General features: G+C 44.8%; 11 protein-coding genes. 8 read left to right on the top strand and 3 right to left on the bottom strand.

The features are described from left to right. Window positions 1–159: 159 nt before the first annotated feature. The 4 genes from NSB28_RS03860 (at window position 160) to NSB28_RS03845 (ending at window position 15,457) form a co-directional block, all read left to right on the top strand. A complete protein-coding gene (locus tag NSB28_RS03860) occupies window positions 160–3,324 on the top strand; it encodes a hypothetical protein (RefSeq protein WP_109624111.1) in 3,165 nt (1,054 codons plus the stop codon). Continuing rightward, the gene (locus NSB28_RS03855) at window positions 3,324–13,664 is read left to right on the top strand and encodes a hypothetical protein (protein WP_109624112.1); all 10,341 of its coding nucleotides are present in this window, start codon (window positions 3,324–3,326) and stop codon (window positions 13,662–13,664) included. Before NSB28_RS03860 ends, NSB28_RS03855 begins: the two co-directional genes overlap by 1 nt. A 196-nt stretch (window positions 13,665–13,860) precedes the next feature. After that, a complete protein-coding gene (locus NSB28_RS03850) occupies window positions 13,861–14,604 on the top strand; it encodes a LytTR family transcriptional regulator (protein ID WP_187374110.1) in 744 nt (247 codons plus the stop codon). 106 nt (window positions 14,605–14,710) lie between these two features. Continuing rightward, window positions 14,711–15,457 (top strand): LytTR family transcriptional regulator, encoded by a 747-nt coding sequence (locus NSB28_RS03845; protein ID WP_109624114.1) that lies wholly within the window; start codon window positions 14,711–14,713, stop codon window positions 15,455–15,457. Between the two features lie 120 nt (window positions 15,458–15,577). Here the strand turns inward: NSB28_RS03845 and NSB28_RS03840 are convergent, their stop codons facing one another. Then, window positions 15,578–16,498 carry a nucleotidyltransferase family protein gene (locus NSB28_RS03840; protein WP_109624115.1) on the bottom strand — a complete coding sequence of 307 codons (921 nt, stop codon included), beginning with the start codon at window positions 16,496–16,498 and terminating at the stop codon, window positions 15,578–15,580. Between the two features lie 155 nt (window positions 16,499–16,653). Here NSB28_RS03840 and NSB28_RS03835 point away from each other — a divergent pair, with 155 nt between their 5' ends. Continuing rightward, window positions 16,654–17,604: a glycosyltransferase family 2 protein gene (locus NSB28_RS03835; protein ID WP_109624116.1), complete on the top strand. Its 951-nt coding sequence runs from the start codon at window positions 16,654–16,656 to the stop codon at window positions 17,602–17,604. A 227-nt stretch (window positions 17,605–17,831) separates the two neighbouring features. Beyond that, window positions 17,832–18,824 (top strand): ABC transporter substrate-binding protein, encoded by a 993-nt coding sequence (locus tag NSB28_RS03830; protein ID WP_109624117.1) that lies wholly within the window; start codon window positions 17,832–17,834, stop codon window positions 18,822–18,824. Window positions 18,825–19,104: 280 nt separating this feature from the next. Here NSB28_RS03830 and NSB28_RS03825 read toward each other — a convergent pair whose 3' ends face one another. Both NSB28_RS03825 and rbr read right to left on the bottom strand, forming a co-directional pair. Beyond that, window positions 19,105–19,284: a toxin-antitoxin system protein gene (locus NSB28_RS03825; RefSeq protein ID WP_306812110.1), complete on the bottom strand. Its 180-nt coding sequence runs from the start codon at window positions 19,282–19,284 to the stop codon at window positions 19,105–19,107. A gap of 104 nt (window positions 19,285–19,388) precedes the next feature. Continuing rightward, window positions 19,389–19,925, bottom strand: a complete 537-nt coding sequence (gene rbr, locus NSB28_RS03820; RefSeq protein ID WP_109624119.1) for a rubrerythrin — start codon at window positions 19,923–19,925, stop codon at window positions 19,389–19,391. A 165-nt stretch (window positions 19,926–20,090) separates the two neighbouring features. Between rbr and NSB28_RS03815 the strand changes: the two genes are divergently transcribed. Then, window positions 20,091–22,040 carry an OPT family oligopeptide transporter gene (locus NSB28_RS03815; protein ID WP_334304786.1) on the top strand — a complete coding sequence of 650 codons (1,950 nt, stop codon included), beginning with the start codon at window positions 20,091–20,093 and terminating at the stop codon, window positions 22,038–22,040. A gap of 31 nt (window positions 22,041–22,071) precedes the next feature. Beyond that, window positions 22,072–22,437, top strand: a complete 366-nt coding sequence (locus NSB28_RS03810; RefSeq protein WP_109624121.1) for a PqqD family protein — start codon at window positions 22,072–22,074, stop codon at window positions 22,435–22,437. The last annotated feature ends 175 nt before the right edge of the window (window positions 22,438–22,612 follow it).

The following is a 22,612-nucleotide window of genomic DNA, read 5'->3' as shown; positions in this document are numbered from 1 at the left end:
AGAAGGAGGTGCATTGCCATAGGAATCATATTCAAAAAACTATTTGGGACATGCCTTTACAGTGGGAGTCTGGAAGAAACTGATGGTAACAAAAGAAAGGTTAAGGCAGAGAGATGCTTCTGCCTGATTAAGAAAGAGGCAGCAGAGGATATTGACAGTATGCTTCTGTCAGAAATTTACATGGATACATTTCTCTGCCCGTCATTTATATTTACAGGGGAAGAGATACAGATAGATTCAGCTGAGGAGGCTGAAAAATGGATTGCTGTGTTAGAGGATATGCTGTCTGGCCTGGGAGTGGGGGCAAGAGCTCTTATATGGAAAAATTCACTTAGGGATGGAGAAAAATCCAGGATAGTGGAGTTATCCTCATCGGGAACAAGGACGCTGAGCCAGTTGGAAATGAAGTTTTGCGGAAGTGTGTCACTGATCCTTCAGGGGGGGACAAAAATAAAATTTTCAAAAAACCAGGACACAGAAAAACTGATTTTTGGTGAAAATATGGACAGCGGTCTTAGATTTGACGAGACAGAAGCAAATATTTATACAGCGTCTCTTAGTGTGCCATTTGCAGGAGATGAAGCAGGCAGCCTTCAGTTTTATATGGATGTCACACAGATTGATTTTGTCAGGCTGTTTAACCCGTCTTTTTTATTCGGGTATGCCGGTACAGATACAAAAGATGACAGGATCATTTTTCCGCTGGCTTATGTTAGAAAAGGAGAAAAAACAGTTCAGATCAGGTTTAATGTTTCTGTTTTTCCGAGTGACCTTTTTAATGAGACAGCCTGTAGTTTGCCGGATTTTTCAGAAGGACTGCCCCAGAGGAGAACTTATTTCAGATTCAACAGTATTTTAGGCAAAGGGATGGATGTCTGTATTCATACATGGTACCAGAATGTGTATGGAGGTGCGGCAGATTTTTATCTGACAGCCGGGGAAGCCGCTTCGGGTTTTGTTCTTGTAAACAGCCCGGATGATTTTAGAATGGCGGTATCACCGGAAGGCGATTTTGAGGTGCGTCTGCCGGAGGGTGAGAGAGGTGAGTTCCTCTGCGGGACAGAAGGAGGAGAGCGTATAAGTACAACTGATAGCAGCTCTGCCTGCTTCTGGAGATTTGCATGGGGGATGCCCGGATATGCACCGCAGTTTCCTCTTCAGCAGCTCTCAGTGACAGGTGCGCCCTCTAATCTGGATGCGCCTCCATTGTCAGACAAGGCGAAGACCTCATGGGTGAGTGTCATTAAGAAAGGAATGAATTACAGTTCCGTGCCTAAGGGGAGTTTCTATTATGGGGACTCTGTTGAATGCAGGAATGCTGGGCTTTTGGGAGCTGATTTCCCGGTTGTCCCTGTTATACCGGAGGATGGTGTGTACTTTCCTATGCTTCCGTATGCAGCAGGCAGTGCAGATGAGGCCTTTTTATTTGAAAGGGAAATCATCATGCCTGTCAGAAAGAGGCAGATAGAATCCGGTGCAGTCAGCGGCAGGAGATATCTGAACGGAAATGGCAGATGGATCGTCACTCCGTCAGGGCAGCTGGCCCTCCTTGAAGGAATCGATTTTAAAGAGATCCTGCTGGCAAGGAGCAGGGATGAGAAGGGCTCTGAGCATATACTGGGATTTAAGGAACCGGACGAGAAGCTTATACAGGCGTTTCAGACTCCCTCCCTTTTGCTAATCGGATCGGATCAGGAACACTTTGCAGGTTTTGAAAATGAGATCTGCATGGGAGACTGGAAATGCATCGTCCGACCGGGCCATGGAAGCAGATACGCCGGATATAAAAATATCGTCATAGTAAAGGGCAGGAAAGGCAGTCTGTATGATCCTGAGGGGGATTCTCTGTTTGCCAATCCGAAGCTTTGGACGAAGAAAGATGATTTCTCTTCACCACAAATGCAACAGCTGATCCTTTCCCAATGGTTGATGGACTATTGCAGAGAAGCGTATTCTTATGGGATGGAGGATGAATACTTCGGATATTGGAACAGAGTCGTGACAGACCCTGTCTGGCAGGGGGTGCTGTTCCTGAATGTGGAACTGGATGCAGAAAATCTTCCATCCAGCCTTGTACCTGTTCTGGATGGTGTGCAGGACAGAGATTCTTTGTGTTTCCATCATATCGGTTTTACTGTCAGTCCGGTGGGGCAGACGGAGGGCCGAAAGACTATAAAGGGAAGACCTGAAGGGGAACCTGCGGCATTTTTTGGGCTGATCCATTATCAGGACAGCGCTTTGCCAGGAAGTGAAATCAGGACAGTGGCGCCGCTTGGCCGCCCGGATTATGATTTCCGGCTTCTTGTGCTTAGGGTCAGATTTGAAAATTCTGTAGTGAAAAAATTTGAGAGCTATGCACAGCTGACAATAAACAGTCTTTTTGGCTGTGTGCCTGTGGCAAGCGAGTATGGATGCAGAGATAATACAATGCTGCTGGAAGGAATTTATCAGGTGAAAGACGGGATTTCCAGCTTTCTATTGAAAAACGAAGATACAGGAAGGTTCTGTTTCCAGGGCGGTATCTTGAGATATGCTGATGTCACAAAGGCTGTCATGGATGAGAACGGAGGTTTTAGCCTGGACGGCTGCCTGGCTTTTGAAGAACTCCAGAGAGGGGATAAGTGTATAGATATTTATTCATTTGGCGGCAGGGCGGACGAGGTATCTGACGGTCTGGCATACAGGACTTTGAAGGTGGTAAAGACATTGAACCAGGACAGTGTAGAGTATAAGATGTCCTATAATAGCCTGATCTTTGACCCTGCATTAAGCCAGCCTAGAAAAGGCAGTCTATACAGGGAGTTCTCTTTGAATTATCTGGGGCATCTGATGTGCGGTGAGGGAAGTAAAAACAAGGAATACGCAGCTTTGTCTAATAATGCCGGACTATCGGGACTGGGAGATACAGGATGGTTTGGCCTCAGGTATGGCCTTTCACTGGGAGCATTAGGAGAATTAGCCGATAAGGCCAGGATCCAGGGAGAACTTCTTCTGGCGTGGAGTACATCGGAAAATGCCAGGGGATGTGCGGGGATTAAGCTGCCCGGTACGGGTGATGATTTCCTCGGGCTTCAGGGAGTGCTGAAAGTTTCATATGGAGAACCCAGACTTATATTAAATGACGATAACCAGTTTTTGCTTTTGCTGCCGGATATTTCGCTTAAGCTGCTCAATGTCTTAAGTGTCCCTCCATCGGGAACCACCAGGTTCTTCCTGTTTGGGAAGGAAGGAGAGGGTGATATGGGATGGTATGCGGCTTATAAGAAGAAGGAAAAGAAAGGGCAGGGGCAGATAGAAAGCCATGATAAAAGGGGGCGTAAGTAATGACACTGGCGGAATTGATGGAACTCTATAAGAAAATTGAAGTAAGTGGAAAAGACGAGACTATAGATACGTCAATCGAGATTACAATTACAACTGAATTAATGAATAAAAGTGTCGGATTTTATTTGGATAATTCTAATAATTTCGGACACCAGTCTTCTACCGTGCATCTCATGTGCCGGATGGTGGATCTTATGGAGGAGAAAAAACTCCGGTTTAAGAAAATTGTTGTGATTTGCAGAATGACCAGGGAAGAAGATAAAAAGATTACAGCTCAAAAGTTACAGCTGCTTCTTTCAGGATTTGATGCAGAAAAAATCAATGAACCATTTACTTATAAGAATTACAGCATATTGTTTGTATTTAAATGGGATAGGGAGAAACTAGAAGATTTAGATGCGAAATACCATGTAGACTTTGCATTGACCGGGGGAATGGATATAACGGATCCAGGTAATCTGGCTGATGTATTTGGCACAGATTATTTCTTGCGGCTTCAGCCATATGGCTGGGAACAGCCTGAAGAACTTTATGAAAAAGGGAAAGAAAAACCGATAGATCTTAAAGAACTTCTGGGAAAAGAGATTTTATGTGTAAAACCTATGGAACCTTTAGATGTAGAGGGCTGGACATTTTATAAAGAACTTAAAAACAGTGGTCTGGATAAAGATGCCCTTACAAACATGGAAGAACTTTTTAATTATAGGAAAGATAAAAAAGACATATGGCTGTGGCCTGTATATGGCCTTAAGCAGATCGGCAGGGGGTATCCTGAACAGAATCTGATAAATATTATTTTTATGGGTTTACAGCTCCAAACCCTGGCTAAAGGCTCAAAAAAGATTGTACTTGTGGTATTTGATAAAGATATTGACGTGGAAGATTTGGAAAATGTATACAAGGATTCGAATAATTTTATTGAGTATATACATCGCTTAGAAGGAGTAGAAAAAGGAAAAGATAAAGAAAAACTGGTATATGCAGGATTTGGTGGAGAGCTGCAATCAGAGGATCTTCAGCGCATAAATAAAAAAACAGAGGAGATAAAGAAGATATGGCAGGAGGGTTCAATATCCCCGGTTGAAAATAGGATACTGTTCCCGAAAGATACGAATAATTTTAAGGAGCTTCTGAATACTGCATCGGCCAAACAGGTTATAGTTTTAAAAACAGGTTCTATGCCGGCATCCATATTTGAGCAATGCTACAATTTGGCGGAGATCCCAGGCATATTTGAAGGCCAGGGAACGGCAGGGATAGCTATCCATATCCAAAAACCGTATATTCAATTGGTGAAAAATGTAACAGGTCCGCCGCTGAACATATATCCGGGGTCTGACTGCTGGGAGCAGAAAAACGTAATGGAACAAATTTTGTCAATGCTGGACTGGAAATTCTTCAGTGATTCCAAAGAGTTCAATCAGGGAGAATATCTGAATGGTTTAAAAGAAGCAGCGGGAAATATCTTAGGGCTGACAGAAGGTGAGACACCAAGCAAACTGAAAAGTGAATTTCTGGTCTCTTTAGAAAGACAGAATTCGAGATTTGACAAGCTGGAACTGGGGTTAGCGGCAATCTGTGACTGGACTGAGGTAAAAAAGCTTGATAAATGTTTGGAAAAAGGAAAGATTGGGGATGAAAGAGAAAAACCCATAACAATGGATATACTCTATGAAACCCTGAAATCAGCGGCCGAGAGCGGGAGCCTGTCATTCCATGAGAGCCTGCCGGACATGCATTTTACGAACTATCTGGATGAAATGTGTACAGAGGCGTTCCAGCTTCAGGTGAAACCGGAGCAGATAAAAGCCGAAGGCAGCCCATACGAGAGTATTGCGGTAGAAGGGGCAAAAGGTGTCCTCTTAGGGGGCATCCCGGTAGCTATAGATCTGAAATTTATTTATGAAGAACAGGGAACTTTTATCAAATCGTCAATTAAAGCTTCCCTGAGGAATAAGGAAGATGTGCAGGTAGCGGGAGTGCCCTGGATCCTGTTCCAAAATCCGGCAGTATTGCTGGAGACATATGAATCTTCGAGGGAACCGGAAGGTGCGGTGCTGGTGGAAGATGGGCGAGGAAACTTTGAGATGGGGATCTGCTGGCCGCCGGAGGGGAGTGCATACTGGATACGTTCAAGAATGGATGAACCGGTGACGGCTTTTGAATTTTTTAATACGATATGCGGCGGAGTGAGCATACTGGACGAAATGCCGGGCCTTATCAGGGATATAGGAGGATTTGGCATTACAGGGATAGATATGCTGTACGATTTTGAAAATTCAGGACTGAGAAAGATAAAGGTGAACCTGGAAACGAAAAATGGGTGGACGATCCTGGACTCCCCAGAATTCAGGATTGTGCCGTCTGTATGTGTCTGCGTGTCAGAACCTGCGTCTGTGGAACAGAGGAGTGTTTCCATAGAAATCACAGGCGATATTACATTCGGAAGTGCAGTGCTGAATGTCTATGGACAGTATCCAGGTTTTATGCTTCAGGCGTCTTTAAAAGAAGGGACATCTCTGAAACTTGAGGATATCCTGGCAGCTTTTGGTATTGGCATTGAACTGGACAGTGCGCTTGAAAAGCTTTCGTTTCTATATATGCCCGATGAAGCCACACTGCAGCTGGATTTCAATGTGGGTGTCCATTGGACGATTGCAGACTTTTTTGAACTTTCAAACATTAATTTTATGCTGCTTAAAGAAAGCGAAAAGCAGAAAGTGAAAATGGACAGCTTTATGTCATTAAAGCTTAGTGAGGATGAACAGCTGGATTTTGAGGTTTTAGCCGATTATACTTCAGAAAGGGGCGGAAACTGGAAGTTTTATGGCAGTCAGTCATCTGAGACGGGGACAAGTCTGATAGCACTCCTTGATTTTTTCCTGGGAACTACGACGAGTGAATGGAATCTGCCTGTGCTGGGGCTGGAATTTTCTCTGGACAGTGCCACAGGAGAATGGAATTTTACAGGAAAGACAACAGAAAACTGGGATGTTCCATTTCTAAGCGATATGGAGATAAAGGCCAGCGTGGAGGCCGGAAATAAGGCGGAATCTACTTATGTGAAACTGGCGGCGGGAATTATATGGCATAAGATTGAGATGGAGCTTTCTTTTGAATACAACTCCGGATCGAAGGGCGGGGGTTCCTTTGGCATTGTAATGGGAGCTTTGTCCGCGGCAATACAGTATAGTACAGAAAAACAGGAGTGGAGTGCAGAACTGAAATTTGCCAGCGGCACGTCACTTGGCAGTATCATCGAGATGATTATTGAATGGTGTACCGGAGAGAAGCGCAGCCTGGAGGCTCCATGGGATGTACTCAATAAGCTGAAGCTGCCCCAGGAGGCATCTCTGAGTTATAACTTTACAACTGGTGAGGTTGGCCTGAATGTACCGCTGGAGACAGAATTAAACCTGGGTATAGCTATAGTCACAGGAATAAGTCTGTCTTATGAAGCAGGAAACAGTACGAGTGACGGTAAGGCTATGATCAGCATCGAAGGAGAATTCCCATGGAACACAGGTGATGATGCTTCAGGGGATACTAAGAAACTGGGGCCCTGGGATGCGGCTCAGCCTGGAAGTGCACCTGCCCCTGATGGTACGGGGAATAAGTATTTTGATTTAAGACTGCTGGCACTTGGGCAGAATGTACAGATTGACGGTCTGGATGAGGCCAGAACAATCAGCGAAGCCATGGAGAAGCTGAAGGATATATCGGTGCCTGTGAAAGAAGAACTGCCGGCCATTGCTTACAGAGAAGGCGGCAGCTGGCTGTTTGGAGCAGATTTCGGTGTACTTCATTTTGATGATAAAGATGAAGGTACACCGGAGGGTAAGAACGGCTACCTGTTGGATATGCAGATGGTCTTTGATGATCCGGCGCTCTACGGGATCAGATTTACACTGGCAGGGAAAGCAGCAAAGGTATTTGACGGCTTTGCTGCTGAGATACTTTACCGCAAAGTGAATGATACGATAGGGGTATACCAGGGTGAATTGACGCTTCCTGACAAGATGAGGCATCTGGAACTGGGAGCATTTGCCCTTACACTTCCGGTCTTTTATGCGGAGATCTACACAAATGGAGATTTTAAGATAGATGTGGGATTTCCTAAGGACGGAGATTTTTCACGTTCGCTGTCTTTATATGCTGTTGTGCCGCCCGGAATTCCTCTTACCGGTTCAGCCGGCTTTTATTTCGGGAAGCTGTCAGCTGCCACTGCGGATATGGTGCCTGTTACAGATAAGGGGCTTTTTCAGCCTGTACTTATCTTTGGCCTTGGGATTAAAGCGGGGCTTGGCAAGAGTATTGATGCCGGTATACTGCAGGCGGGATTTGAACTGACTGTTTTTGGAATTCTGGAGGGTGTACTGGCCAAGTGGAACCCTTATCCGGAGTATGCCCCGGCTTCTGAAAGCTATTATTTTTATCTTTCAGGGACTGTAGGCATAGACGGCAGACTCTATGGAAGCGTTGATCTGGTTATTATAAAAGCGGATGTAGATGTATCTGTCAGCCTTTCGGTCCAGTTTATTTTTGAGACCTGCCGGAAGCTGATGCTGGCGGTAGCTGTATCTGTTTCAGTAAAAGCGGGGCTGACATTGAATCTGGGAATTTTTAAGATACATATCCATTTTAGCTTTTCTATGAAAATCAGAGAAGAGTTTACAATTGGGAAAGACACACGGGCCCCCTGGGATGCGGGGAATAATATAGCACTCGGAAAAGAGGAGAAACCGGATTATAGCTTTTGCTGGGGCCAGCTTGAAAGCTTGCCCGCAGAAGAGCGTGTACATCTCACAGCGTATCTTGCCGGGGCGCTTTCCGGAATCAGGAGCGATGATGCGGGGACAGGCTGGCAGCCGGTCTATGTCGCTATGCCGCTGATCCCCTCCATGGGGGAAGCTGATACCTGCAGGGAACAGTCTGTTAAAAAAGCCCTCAGCCAGACTGCAGATTCGGATTTTGAAACCCTTTCAAAGATGCTGCTGCGGTATCTCATTGCTGCCCTGCTCGACCTTGGAGAATCAGGGAAGACCATCACATGGCAGGAGATGGACGATCGGAGGATAGAAAAAGATATGCCTCAGTTTATCAAGGATCACATTGATGAACTGAACGATGATGCCATAGTTAAGTTTCTTTTAGGCCAGCTTTCAGTTGAATTTACAACGGCAGTGTCGGATGAACTTCACGGAGTACCATTTCCTGTACCTGATGGCCTGGTAATTTCCGATGGAGATATTTCCTATTCTTTCGGAGAATTTTCAAATGTGAGCGCTGCAAAACTGGATGATTTAAAGGTTTATTTTGACGCATTGGCAGTCCAGGTAGAAAAGGAGCAGAAAAAGAAAAAGAGGCTGCAGGATATGGACGGCATGAATGGGCCGGGAGAATCTATGAGCCATTGGGTGTTCGGGGACTATTTTAAACTGCTGGCAAAACAGCTGGGGCAGGCTATGCAGGACATATTTAAAGATGAACAGTGTGATACATTTACGGTAAGGGAGATGCTGGCGGCACTTCAGGCTAAGGGAGATTTTGAACAGCTGGCGGGCATGGTATCCAACTATCAGTTCCATGGACTTAGGATCCCCACTGAAGGAATTAACATAACAGGCAGTGCGCATAAAGTGCTGAAGCCGGAAGAAGGCCTGTATGCACTGACAGGACAGCAGATTGAACTTCCAGCTAAGGTGACGGAAGAGTATTTTGAACTGACGTTTTCGAAGCGGGAGAAGGCGGGTGAGGATTGGTATACTGTGAATGAAAAAGCCAGGACAATTGTCATAAATCCCGGTGATAAGGCACAGACAAATGTATTGTATGAAAGCGGTTCAGAAATCGATTTAACGCTTATCAGGCAGATGCAGTCACTAAATAAATTTGCTGTAGGCATAACTCCTCTGAAGCCTGTAAGCGCAGCGAGAATAGAGCCGGCAGAGTATAATATTGCCAATCCTGTGCCTTTTGGAGATGGTCAGATATACACCCTTCCCAAGGTATTGACAGAAATGATGCAGGAAGAAGGAAAAGTACTCCCCTCATTTGAATGGAAAACTGCAAAATCCCATATGGAGGAAGGAATAAGAAAAACTGCAGTTCAGAGAGTGCATCCGGGCCTGTTGGTGAAGGTAAAGGTAAAACCGCTGCCCCAGCCATGCGCATATGAAATTTATTGTGTAGAAGCCAGGGCGCCCAGACTTCTAAAGAGTCTGTACAGGCAGATAAAGGAGTCCAGACTGATGCCGCAGCTTATGATCCTCTATGGCAGTGACGGGGGATACTGGTGTGACAAAGGGGATGATTATACTGCCGGTATTATAAAATCCAACCTTTCCACAGTGACACATCCTGTTACGGGGATGAAGAACGCCTCAATGCCTGAAATTTTTGGGGGAATCGAGGATTTTGTACTCTGTCTCTGGGAAGCATTTGTGACAAACAGCGGCGGTTTTTATTTTTATTACGACCATGAGAGCAGAAAAGGGGAAGGGCTTCCAGGCGAGATTTTTTCAGACGACGGTGAGGCGGTACTGAATATCTTCTTTTCAGAACCGTGTGGCGGCCTGTCTGATTGCCACAACGTGGTCTTTGTGGAAGAAAGCATACAGGATGGCCAGTCCTTTATGGCGGCAGTTTCACCGCAGGCTGTCACTGCACACTGGCTGGAAACCACCACAATAAAGGAGATTTGCAGTTATTACCGGTCCTGTCTGACAAACTTTTCAGAGCATAATGGCAGCAGGAGATTTAGAGAAAAGGCAGATATACGGATAAGACATGGGCTGTACCAGTATGTGCCGGGATCATCGGAGGCAGAAGGACCGGGAGCAGGACTTCAGGATGTGGCGCTTTGGTTTGATACATCGGTGGAAGAAATAGACAGGGCAAATCTCCGGAGGGAAAAAGGGCAGCCGCTGTCAGCATATGAGGTAATTTGTCTGCCTGTTTTAAGGGCTAAAGCCGGTGGAAAGTTTGGATGTTCTGCGGAAGAGATAGGGGATTACTGCGGAATCTGCGCGGAGCAGGTACTGTGGGATAATTATGAACAGCCCGGACTGTATGACGGAGACACTGAGCTGGAAACGGGGCCGTTTATCTATCATCCAATGTCGTTTAACGGGGCAGCCACCATGCAGGGAATGAGAAAAAATGCTACAGAAGAACTTAAGGTAACTAATGGAGAGGACATAGAAAGCTTTTTGGAAAACAATTATACGATGCTCGGTTACCGTATATACAAAAATGCAGACTTTGACCAGAGCAATCAGGCCGTACCGGCAGGTCCTGTTGAAGAGGACGGCTTCTGGAATTATGAAGTATCTATTCCTTATGAAAAGTATAACAGCAGGATGGGCAGTATCCTTCAGGTGGAGTACGAGTGGATAGACATATTCGGGAATGCCGGGAGCCTTGAACAGCCTTCAGGAAGCAGGCAGCCTTTGGTGATTGGCTACACAGATGCACTGATATCACCGTGCAGATGGCCGTCTGTTGTTCTGGGATGGGAGGTTGTATCAGGAGAAATGAGGTTTCATATTTCCTTCGATGCTACACCTTATGAGGAGGAAGGAAAAGAAGAGAAGGCAGAGCAGGACTGCTTTATCTATGAGCAGGTATTAAAGCAGCTGACAGATGAAAATGGAATCACGCTGGCCACAGAGACCTCGCTGCTTGAGGAAGGCGCAGAACGTATTACCTGGACGCAGCAGCAGTGCGGGCATCTGTTAGCGTGGCTGTTTACAGGGGAAGATTCAGTTCTGGGATATATCCGTTCAAAGCTTCCAGAGCAGGGCGGACAGGAGAATGTAAACAGGCCGCAGGAATTTGTGGAATCATTTACAATTGACAGGGATATGCTTAACAGGAAAGATGCCTTCAGACTGGAAACAAGGTTCGTCATAGAACGTGACCAGAAGGTTACAGGGTATGGTTTATGGGGGGCGGAGGATATTCTTGCCCTCAGTGAAGAGCTGACAGTCTGGATGGATCCGCAGGCGGAAGCAAATGCAGGAGGGCGCGCAGAAACAGGACAGAGTATATTTATACGGAAGTTTGAGGATTCATTTAAGGACTGCATAGGATTTAAGCTGAAGCTGGCACTGGAGTCACAGGATGCCTGGTGGTGTGTCAGGATAGCAGACCGGCCTGGATTTGGATTATATCTGAAGGCAGAAGAGGAAGAAGTGCAGATATTTGCACCGAGGCCTGTACAGAACCGCCTCTGGAACTCAGGAGAGAGTGTGGAGATGATGATATATGAGACAGGAAAAGGAATATTGCCGGAGGTAAGGAAAAAGGCTGTTTTTGAGGACATAGACCTGGATGTATGGCTGGAAAAACTTTTCAAAGCGGTAGATGATATGTTTGAAGCAGACAATATCATTCCTGTAAGAATACTGGATGAGATAGAGGGAATGTCAAAATCTGAAAACAGCTATTATAAAAGGATGACAACGGTCAAAAAAGACCTGGCCAGCCTTGGACGCAGCTTTTTGGAAGGCGTGTATAAGGAAGGGCAGACAGACGGGATCGAGGAGGCCAGGGAGGCATTTTACCAGAGACTTCTGACAAAACTGGATAATTACTATACTACCCATGCTGTTCTTGCCTGGCATATCAGTACGGATGCACTGGGGCCGGTATCAGGTGAAAATGATTATCTGGATGATATCAGGCTGTCCCTGGAAGCCGGGGCTTCCTCTGTAGTAAGCTATATACCATCGAAAGCGGTCCTGAGGCAAAAGGGAAAGGGAATCCTGCCAGTCTGCGTACAGGCACCAGAACTGGTGACGCTGGAGGATGGAACCGTCATATCAAGCCTTGACGATAAGGTATCAGTAAAAGGACGCTGGATGGAACATGGAATACAGAATCTGCCGGATATGGAAGATTATGAGGATTCTTCCTGGCTTTCACTCAATGATATTGAAGACACCTGCCTGGTACAGTCTCTGGGTGAGGTCACGATACCATTTGTGCTTCGTAAATTTCCTGATCTGCCAAAGCTTAACAGACAGTTTGACGGGGAGAGCCCCAGCCTTATTAAAGAACTGGCAAAGTGGGAGTACAGGATGGAATATGAGCTCCCCTTCCATTTTCCGCAGGACGAAGTATCCTTCAGAGTCATCTTCAATCCAGTAAAAGACAGGCTGCTGCGTGCAGAAAAGGAAGGGCTGGCAATTAAACTGGCCCGGTTCCAGTACCTTTATGATGTCATTAAGAAGGATCTGGATGAATATCTGCCTGCTTTGTGCACAGATACTAAGCAGGAGGAGGCCCAAAATGCAAAAGCGGCGGTAGAAAGTTTTCTGCTGCTGGCCGGGGAAGCGGCATCTTCTGATACGGCAGCTTTGCGGGCTGCATACCGGATGCCGGGAAGCGAGGCCTATGTATATGTTTTAAAAGAGGGCAGTACTGCACTGACAGTGGACGGACAGGTATGGGAAAATGTATTTATAGCCGGCCTGTTCGGAGAGAAACCGGAAAACCTGGGAATGCCTGTGGCCTATGTCGCGGATGAGGAATACGAACCGGTGGCGTTGTCAGACAGTACTTTGGCAGATATGTCTGTATTGGACGTACAGGATATGAGAAATGGAGTTTACTACTGGTACAGGAGCAGACTGGACGGTTCTCCGCTGGCCGCTTCCAGGGCACAGCAGATAAAGGGAAGGCAGATTGGCCTGCCCTGCCTGAATATTCTGCGGTATCAGAGCGCTGTTTCAGAATTAGAACTCAGCAGAAATAAGGAGCTTGTAGAAGGAAAGGAAACAGCAGCCCCCTTTGTCTATACAACAGGAGCGGTATCCTTCAGTGATATTTTTTATGCGGCAAAAGATATTGAGGATGAGATAGATATCACAAATCTGGAAGCCTGGAATTCTGACATAGAGACAGGTGAAAAGGGAAAGGATTCAATTGCATCTTTCATGAAAGGATTTCTGAATATTCTGATGGACGGGGATCCTGGCCAGAAAGTAACTTTGCAGGCAGAATGCGTATATATGCGTAAAATGAGAGGAAGTACAGAAGAAATACAGCTTCCGGTATTCATGCAGCCATGTATGTCTTTTGAAGGTAAGGAAGATGGAGAGGAAACTTTGTTAAGGCAGATGGTCATTTGGGAGAAGGAGATAGATGAATGGTGTATAAGCCATTTAAACTATGACAAATTGGATGGTCCCTGGAATGATGAGAACAAAATAAGCCTGGATCTGACGGTATTTTCAGACCAGACAGAACAGCCTGTACCATTAATCAGACTGCGGAGGCTTATTATACCAGGCAGCAGAATTGCTTATAATTATTCAATATCCTCTGTCTTGTGAAGTTAAAATTATGCCCTCCACCTATAGCGGTGGGGGGATTTCTTGCTTATATTGTTGTATTTTTTGCTAAAAATGGTAAAATATAGATAACTGACCGGCTGTAGTATGGATGAAGCTGAACAGTTATGGATATTATGAGTAAATGTGTAAACTTAGAATTGCTGTCTTATGTGCAGGCATGATGGGAGGACAGAAGATGGAAGATTTAAAAAAACAGCTGTTGGGTATTATAAATGAGGTCATTGATGATGCAAGAAGGGGAGAGAGGCCAAAAGACTGGTCTTTTCTCCATCCCGATATCAAGTTTATGGAAGGATATAAAAATAGTAAGATCCAGGGAGAACAAAACGCAAAATCGCTGATCGAGCAGATGGCAGGCTGGGGAACAGCACAGGATATTCAAATACTTAGTTCTAAAATAATGCAGCTGCATACAGACTCCTGTATGCTGATCTGTATTATAGAAATTGAAAAAAAGTCTGCAAAACCTGAAGCTGTATATAGTATAGGAAAATATACGGTAAAATTTTCATTCCTGTGGAAACAGGTAGAGAATGTGTGGAAAATACTGTATATCCATATGTCACAGCCAGAAAAGGCAGACAATCCCATTTTATTAGATAATGCAGTAAAGATACCGGATGAGACAAGCAATGATCTGTGGCTGAATCCCAAAGAGCTGCTTTATGTGGAGGCAAAGAATGTCAGAAGTGAGCTGCATTTTAGGGAGCGGCTTGTCATGGCCCAGGAATCGCTTTCTGAGTGGGAAAAGAAGCTGCCGGATTACTTTCTGCGTATTCACAGAAGCTATCTGGTAAATACAGGATACATAACCAGGCTGGAGCGGTATTGTGTTCACTTGAGAGGAGGCGATGTGCTTCCTGTTCCTGCCAAGAAATATTCTCAAATACGACGACAGGTTTTAGATGGGGCCAAATAATTGCGTCACAAAATCCTAATAGATGCGTTTTAATTAATAGAAGAAGTTTTTATAACTACTTAATACCCGCTGTTTTGTGAGGCGGAAGCATCTTTAGGAGGAGTATATGAATCAGGTAGAGTACATGCTGCAGAAGAAGACTGAGATTTTTTTGAGCAGTTTATATATGCATGATATCGCAGCAGCCATACAAATGATGGATGAAAAGATTATTCTTGCAGGTCTTGAGGATAAAACATTCTGCTCAGGAGTCAATGAAGCGGAAGAATATCTGGAACGTTTTTTAGAAGGACATAAAGGCATTGTACGGGAGAAAGAGTATCAGTGTATTGACAGTGAACAGGATATAGGCTTTATTTCTCTTCACTATAATGTGGCAGGTGTGGAGAAGGGGGAGATATGCTGCAGGAGGGCCTCATTTTTTTGGAGCAGAAAAGATGAAGTCTGGAAGATCGTGCATGTACATTTGAATGATATTGATATGGGGGAAGAAAAGGTTCTTGTACACGGAAAACAAGGCTGCACATATCTGCTGCATATCCAGGAGATCATGTTCATTGAGGCAAGAAATATGAACAGTGAGATTCATTGCCGGACGCAGACTATAGTGGCAAATGAGCAGCTGGCTGCGTTCCGGATGCGCCTGCCCCGGTATTTTGTAAAAGTACACAGGAGTTATCTGGTGAACGTACATTATGTGGAGAAAGTAGAAAGGTATCAGATCAGGCTGCACAATGGGAGTTTGCTCCCCGTACCGGAGAAAAGGTATAAAGAGGTAAAAGAAAAAGTAAAGGAGTTAATTGAAGAATGGCCGGCTGAGGCCTCAAAACAGGGATCAGAGGAAGAAAATTAAACAGATAAAATCCCATGAAGTATGGAAATTTAATTCATTCCATAATACTCATGGGATTTTTAAGGTGCTTTTCTGTGCATTTAATGGTTCTAATTGATCATACTTAATTTAACATTATTTTTAAGCAAATAATTTCGCCGGATAAACACCTTTTTCAATGAGGTCTTTTATGGCAGCTGTTACAGAGGCCTTGTCTTCTTTATAAGTGACGCCGAACCATTTATCATTCGTTTCAAGCAGTGTCACCTGGGCACGGCCATTCTTTATCAGCTGGTCTGCTATGATTGGCAGCAGGTATTCCTTCTTCAGGTCATCAGCTGAGAGAGAACCCAGAAATTCAATAAAGCCCTCTTCCAGAACCGGGAAAAGATCAGGAGTGAATCCCCACATATTCATGGATACGTGGCTCTGAGGGTCAAGCGGGGCGGTTGTGCCGTCCGCATTCATTACAGCAGCTCCGTCTTCAGTTTTAATAATATCATGGGTTTCGTTTACATTCAGAAGATGGTTTTCGCTGTCAATTTCACATATGCCTCTTGTCACACTTCCATTATCACTTAAAGTGTTGCCTAATATAAAACCGGCCATGCAGAAATTAAATTTATCTTTGGAAGGCTGCATGCTGATCAGGTAATCGTGGATCTTTACAAAGGCCTCTTTTCCGTAATAATCGTCAGCATTGATAACTGCAAAAGGCTCTTTTACAATGTCCTGGCAGACGAGGATAGCCTGTCCTGTACCCCAGGGTTTGGTGCGATCCGCTGGTTTTGTAAAGCCATCAGGAAGGTTGTCAAGTTCCTGGTATGCGTAGGCAACGTCAGCAATTTTTTCTATACGGTTTCCAATAATCTCGCGGAAGTCTTTATCAAGGTCTTTTCGTATAATAAAGACAATTTTATTAAATCCTGCTTCCAGGGCATCGTGGATAGAATAATCCATGATGATTTCACCATTTGGGCCTACAGGCTCCAGTTGCTTGATTCCGCCGCCGAACCGGCTTCCTATGCCAGCAGCCATGATTACAAGTGTCGTGTTTTTCATAATAATTTCTCCTTCAAACGTAATTAGTGTAAATAGTATAGCATATTTCTATGCGGAATTACAATTGCGAAAATAAAAAGAGTGTGGTATAGTGAAAACATTAGTTAAAACTGGGAATATATAAAATAAATATAGCTAGAAAGGATAGTATCGATATGCCAAAATTGTCCATAGTTTTGCCTGCATATAATGAAGAGCAGATGATTGATAAGACAGCGGGTGTACTCAGCGGGCTTATGGAAAAAGAAAAAATTGACTATGAGCTGGTCTTTGTGGATGACGGATCAAAAGACCTGACATGGAATAAAATAGAGAAAATTTGTAATCAAAATAAAAGAATAACAGGAGTACATTTTTCAAGAAATTTCGGCAAAGAATCAGCTATTTTTGCGGGACTGGCTAATGCTGCCGGAGATTGCTGCGTAGTAATGGACTGTGATCTGCAGCATCCTCCGGAAACAGTAGTGGAGATGTACAGATTCTGGGAGCAGGGATACGAAGTTGTTGAGGGGGTTAAAAAAAGCAGAGGAAAGGAAAGTGTGCTTCACAAAGCCAGCGCAGGACTGTTTTATAAAATGATGTCTAAAGCTGTTAAACTGGACATGTCCAGAGCGTCAGACTTTAAGCTGATGGACAGGAAAGCGGTAGAAGCACTGCTTGCTATGCCGGAACGAAACGCTTTTTTCAGAGCGCTTTCCTCTTGGGTGGGATATAGAACAACCTCGGTTGAATTTGATGTCAGGGAAAGAGAAGCAGGAGAATCAAAATGGTCAACCTGGTCTCTTGTTAAATATGCGATTACAAATATCGTTGCATTTTCCACAATGCCGATGCAGCTTGTGACGATTGCCGGAGGTTTAGTTTTTTTGGTGGGCTTAATATTGGGAGTCCAGACCTTGATAAAATACTTCAGCGGACACGCAGTAGAAGGCTTTACAACTGTCATTCTCCTCGTACTCATCATAGGCAGCATCATCATGTTCAGCCTTGGAATAATAGGTTATTATATCTCTAAAATCTATGAGGAAGTAAAAGGGAGGCCCCGGTATCTCATATCGCGCACGATCCGGGGAACAGACCATGAAATCCAGGAAATAAAAAAATAAATTTATTCTTGATATTTTTGTCGAAAAAGGTTATAATACTAAAAGAGAACCGCAGATGCCAGCGTATTTTACTAAAGATAAAACAATCCGCAAGGATTGGAAGTGAGCTGACATTTGTGGTTCTCTTTTTTATGTTCAAATTCAATGTTTAACGGACATTCACCAATGCCGTGCTTCTTCATACAATAGTAGATGAAAAGTATTTATGTATGAAGCGGAGGAGTTTTATGAAAAAGCTTACAGCATACGGCCTGATAGCAGTGTTAGGGGCCGCAGGCATACTGGGCGGATGTAAAAAAAGTTCTGATTTGGAAAAGGTAACTTTAAATGAGGTGGCACATTCTATATTTTATGCGCCGCAGTACGTAGCTATTGAAGAAGGGTATTTTAAGGAGGAAGGAATCGACCTGACTCTGGTAACTGGATTTGGAGCGGATAAGACCATGTCGGCAGTGGTATCCGGCGAAGCAGATATCGGATTCATGGGCAGTGAAGCTTCTATCTATGCCTACAATGAAGGGGCGGCTGATTTTGCCGTCAATTTTGCCCAGCTAACTCAGCGGGCAGGAAATTTCCTGGTGGCCAGGGAAGTGATGCCCGGTTTTAAGTGGGAGGATCTGAAGGGGAAGGATGTACTGGGAGGCAGGAAGGGCGGTATGCCCGAAATGGTATTTGAGTATATCTTAAAGCAGAATGGTATTGATCCGGCAGCAGATTTGAATATTAACCAGAGTATTGATTTTGGATCAACAGCTGCAGCTTTTTCAGGAGGCCAGGGAGAATTTACTGTTGAGTTTGAACCTGGTGCGACAACCCTTGAAAAAGAGGGAAGCGGTTATGTGGTGGCATCTCTTGGTGTGGATTCGGGATATGTTCCCTACACGGCATATTGTACAAAAACCAGTTTTATGGAGAAGCATCCTGAAGTTGTCCAGGGATTTACAAATGCACTTCAGAAGGGTATGGACTATGTAAATACACATACTCCGGAAGAGATAGCAAAAGTGATCGAACCGCAGTTTAAGGAGACGGACCTGGAGACGATCACGACTATAGTAAAACGTTATTATGATCAGAATACCTGGAAAGAAAATCTGGTATTTGAAGAGGAAAGTTTCAATCTGCTTCAGGATATCCTGGAGGATGCAGGTGAATTGAGCCAGCGCGCCCCTTATGATAAACTGGTGAACACAGAGTATGCCGTCAAAGCTGCCAAGTAGGATGCCTGTAAAGCAGGATACGGCTTTGAAAGTGTATTCTATAGCTGAAAGATCGTTTGCTCCAGGCAGATGACAGAGCCGGGAAATATGCTATAGATATAAAAGAGGCACTGCCTGTATCTAAAATGATACAAGGCAATGCCTCTTTGTTTCCGCGGACAAAGAACCAGGATCAGGCAAGCCTGACCTGGGCGGCTGCCGCGAGGGTCAAAAACCATCAAAGTTCAGAAGGCTGAACTTTGACCATATACCCTTCATTTTAAATATACATCAGGCAGTATCATTTCGATTCAGCTTCTCTCTTTTTTTCCAGCTGTTTCAGGTGCCTTCTCAAAATCAGGTTCACATACTGAGAAACAGACCTGTCGTCTTTTTCAGCCAGCTCCTTGATTTCATCAATAACGGTATAATCCAAAGTTATGCTTAATTTACGCTTAAGTGTTTTCATCCCTGGTGTCATGTTTTAAAATTTCCCTCTGAATAAATGGAGTATTAGTAAATGTTCAGTGCAGGACTGTGGATTTGCTGCATAGTCCGTGCAAAAACAATGAACAGTTACGAGTATTAATAATTTTCAGCTTTAACCTGGAAATAGGCCTTTGGATGACTGCAGACAGGACATACTTCAGGAGCTTCATAACCATAGTGGATATGACCGCAGTTAGAGCACTGCCATGCAACCTGTCCGTCTTTAATAAATACTTTGCCGCTCTCGAGATTCTCTAAAAGCTTCAAATATCTTTCTTCATGGGTTTTTTCAATATCAGCAACCTTTTCAAATAAGTATGCGATTTTGTCAAAGCCTTCTTCCTTTGCCACCTTTGCAAAACCTGCGTACATATCTGTCCATTCATAATTTTCACCGGCGGCCGCGTCCTTTAAATTAGAAGCGGTATCTTTGATTCCGTCATGCAAAAGCTTGAACCACATTTTGGCATGCTCTTTTTCATTATCTGCTGTCTCCTGAAAGAGATTTGCTATCTGTACATAACCGTCCTTTTTTGCCTGGCTGGCATAATATGTATATTTGTTTCTCGCCTGGCTTTCACCAGAAAATGCTGTTAATAAGTTCGCCTCTGTTTTGCTGCCCTTTAATTCCATAGAAAATCCTCCTTTTGATAAAATAGTAATTATTACTGTTTTTATAGTACCATAACTTCCCAAGAATGTCAATAATTATTTCGGCCATAATATAGGTAATGGCATATGAAGGTTACTGGTCACGGAGTGAACAGTAACATATGAAGGAGAGACATTATGGGTGATATTTCAGATAAAAATTTTAAACCATTTATAGCAGCTGAAAAAACAGTTCCTGAATTTACCGGGACTTCAATACTGCTGGGTATTATATTGGCAATAACATTTGGAGGAGCAAATGCATATCTGGGGCTCAGGGTGGGGATGACGGTGTCTGCCTCGATCCCGGCAGCAGTAGTTTCTATGGGAGTTATCAGGGTCATTTTGAAAAAAGACTCAGTCCTGGAAAATAACATGGTCCAGACAATTGGTTCTGCCGGGGAATCTGTCGCTGCAGGTGCAATATTCACGCTTCCGGCACTTTTTCTGTGGGCCAGAGAATGGGGGACGGAGGCTGCATCTGTCACAGAGATAGCCCTGATAGCATTTATAGGAGGAGCCCTGGGAGTTTTATTTATGGTTCCTCTGAGAAAAGCGCTTATTGTAAAGGAACACGGCGTTCTGCCATATCCTGAGGGAACTGCATGTGCGGAGGTGATCCTGGCAGGTGAGCGGGGAGGCTCCAGGGCTTCGGCGGTATTTGCTGGTCTGGGAATCTCTGCAGTATATAAATTTATTGCAGACGGACTGAAGCTGTTTCCCAGTGAAGTCCATTATGAGATACCAATATACAAAGGTGCAGGCATCGGAGCAGATGTACTCCCTGCGCTTCTCGGAGTGGGATATATCTGCGGCCCGAGAATTTCTGCATATCTTCTGGCAGGGGGCATTACAGCGTGGTTTGTGATGATGCCTCTCATTGTACTGTTTGGCTCAGGGACGATCCTGTTTCCGGCACATGTGTCTGTAGGCAGTATTTATGCAGAGCATGGCTCGTTTGGAGTATGGAGCAATTATATTAAATATATAGGGGCGGGAGCAGTAGCCTGTGGAGGAATATTAAGCCTTGTAAAATCCCTTCCGCTTATAGCACGCATTTTCCTGGAGGCTGTGAAGGGATTTGGAAAGGGCGGGGAAGGCGGCAGCAGGACAGAACAGGATCTGCCAATGCCTGTCATAGCAGTCTGTGTACTTCTGCTGGCTGCGGCCATCTGGCTTCTTCCAGCTGTGCCGGTGAATCTTTTTGGAGCCCTCATGATCGTAGTCTTTGGTTTCTTTTTTGCAGCAGTTTCCTCCCGCATGGTGGGCCTCATAGGCAGCAGCAATAATCCGGTGTCGGGCATGGCTATAGCAACCCTGCTGATAGCGTCTGTGGCCTTAAAAGCGGCGGGACAGGGGGGAAGGGCCGGCATGACGGCAGCTATTGCAATCGGCTCCGTTATCTGTATCATTGCAGCAATAGCAGGCGATACCTCCCAGGATCTCAAGTCAGGATATATCCTGGGAGCGACTCCGAAAAAGCAGCAGATAGGAGAGATCATAGGTGTACTGGCTTCGGCAGTGGCAATCGGAGGAATACTCTATCTGCTTGATGCAGCCTGGGGGTATGGGTCGCCGGAGCTGTCAGCGCCGCAGGCAACACTGATGAAAATGGTCGTGGAGGGAGTGATGGACGGAAATCTGCCCTGGAATCTGGTCTTTATCGGCGTGTTTACTGCGTTGGCGGCAGAAGTGCTGGGAGTGCCGGTGCTTCCGTTTGCCGTAGGCCTTTACCTGCCTATCCACCTCAGTATACCTATGATGGCAGGGGGTCTTGTGAGATATGCCATTGAGAGGAAAAAGAATATAAGTGATGATAAGAAGAAAGAGTCAGTCGACGGAGGAGTGCTGTACAGTTCAGGGCTGATAGCTGGAGAGGGGCTTGTCGGCATACTGCTGGCAGTGCTTGCGATTATCCCGAGTAAAATTGGCGGGGCTGAGAATGTGGGTGCGCTGCTGTCCTCCTTTACAGAGGGGCTGATGTCAGAAGAGGCGGCAAAGCTTGTGGGAATAGCGGCGTTTGCATTGCTGGTTTTCAGTCTTCTGAAGTTCTCGCTCTGGAAAAAGCAAAAGACAGAGGCTGTGGATAATAAATGAGACTAAAAATGGAGTATATGAGGTATGTGAAATGAAAAAAGAAGAAAATAATTATCTGGATTATATACCGGTTCCGGACCCTGGATTTGAATGGGATCTGGATGAAAAAGGTATAGTGACAGTGCACATGGTGAACAGAGGGTTCTATAACTGGATAGCGCAAAAGCTGTTTAAAAGGCCTGGCATAAGCCATATCAGACTGGATGAGACAGGCAGCTTTGCATGGAAGCAGATGGATGGAAAACGAAGTATCTATGAGATTGCCCTTCTCATGGAAAAGCATTTTTCAGGAGCGGAGGGCCCCGGATACAGAAGACTTGCTGAGTATTTCAGAATCCTCTACAGAAATCATTTTATAGGGTATGTAAGGGCTTCAGAGAATCAGCATCTTGGATAAATATTGTTAAGTTTGTTTGCTTGTTGTGGCTTTTTGTGGGTTGCAAAATTTAGCGATTCAACGTATAATAACACATTATACGTGTAAGAAAATGTATACACCTCCGTGCATCCCATAATTTAATCCTACGGATGGGCGTGCTCCGCACGACAAGGTATATCATTATAAATTTGGA

This window comes from Murimonas intestini (assembly GCF_024622195.1).
Taxonomy (GTDB): Bacteria; Bacillota; Clostridia; order Lachnospirales; family Lachnospiraceae; genus Murimonas; species Murimonas intestini.
This window is presented reverse-complemented; position numbering and strand designations above follow the sequence as displayed.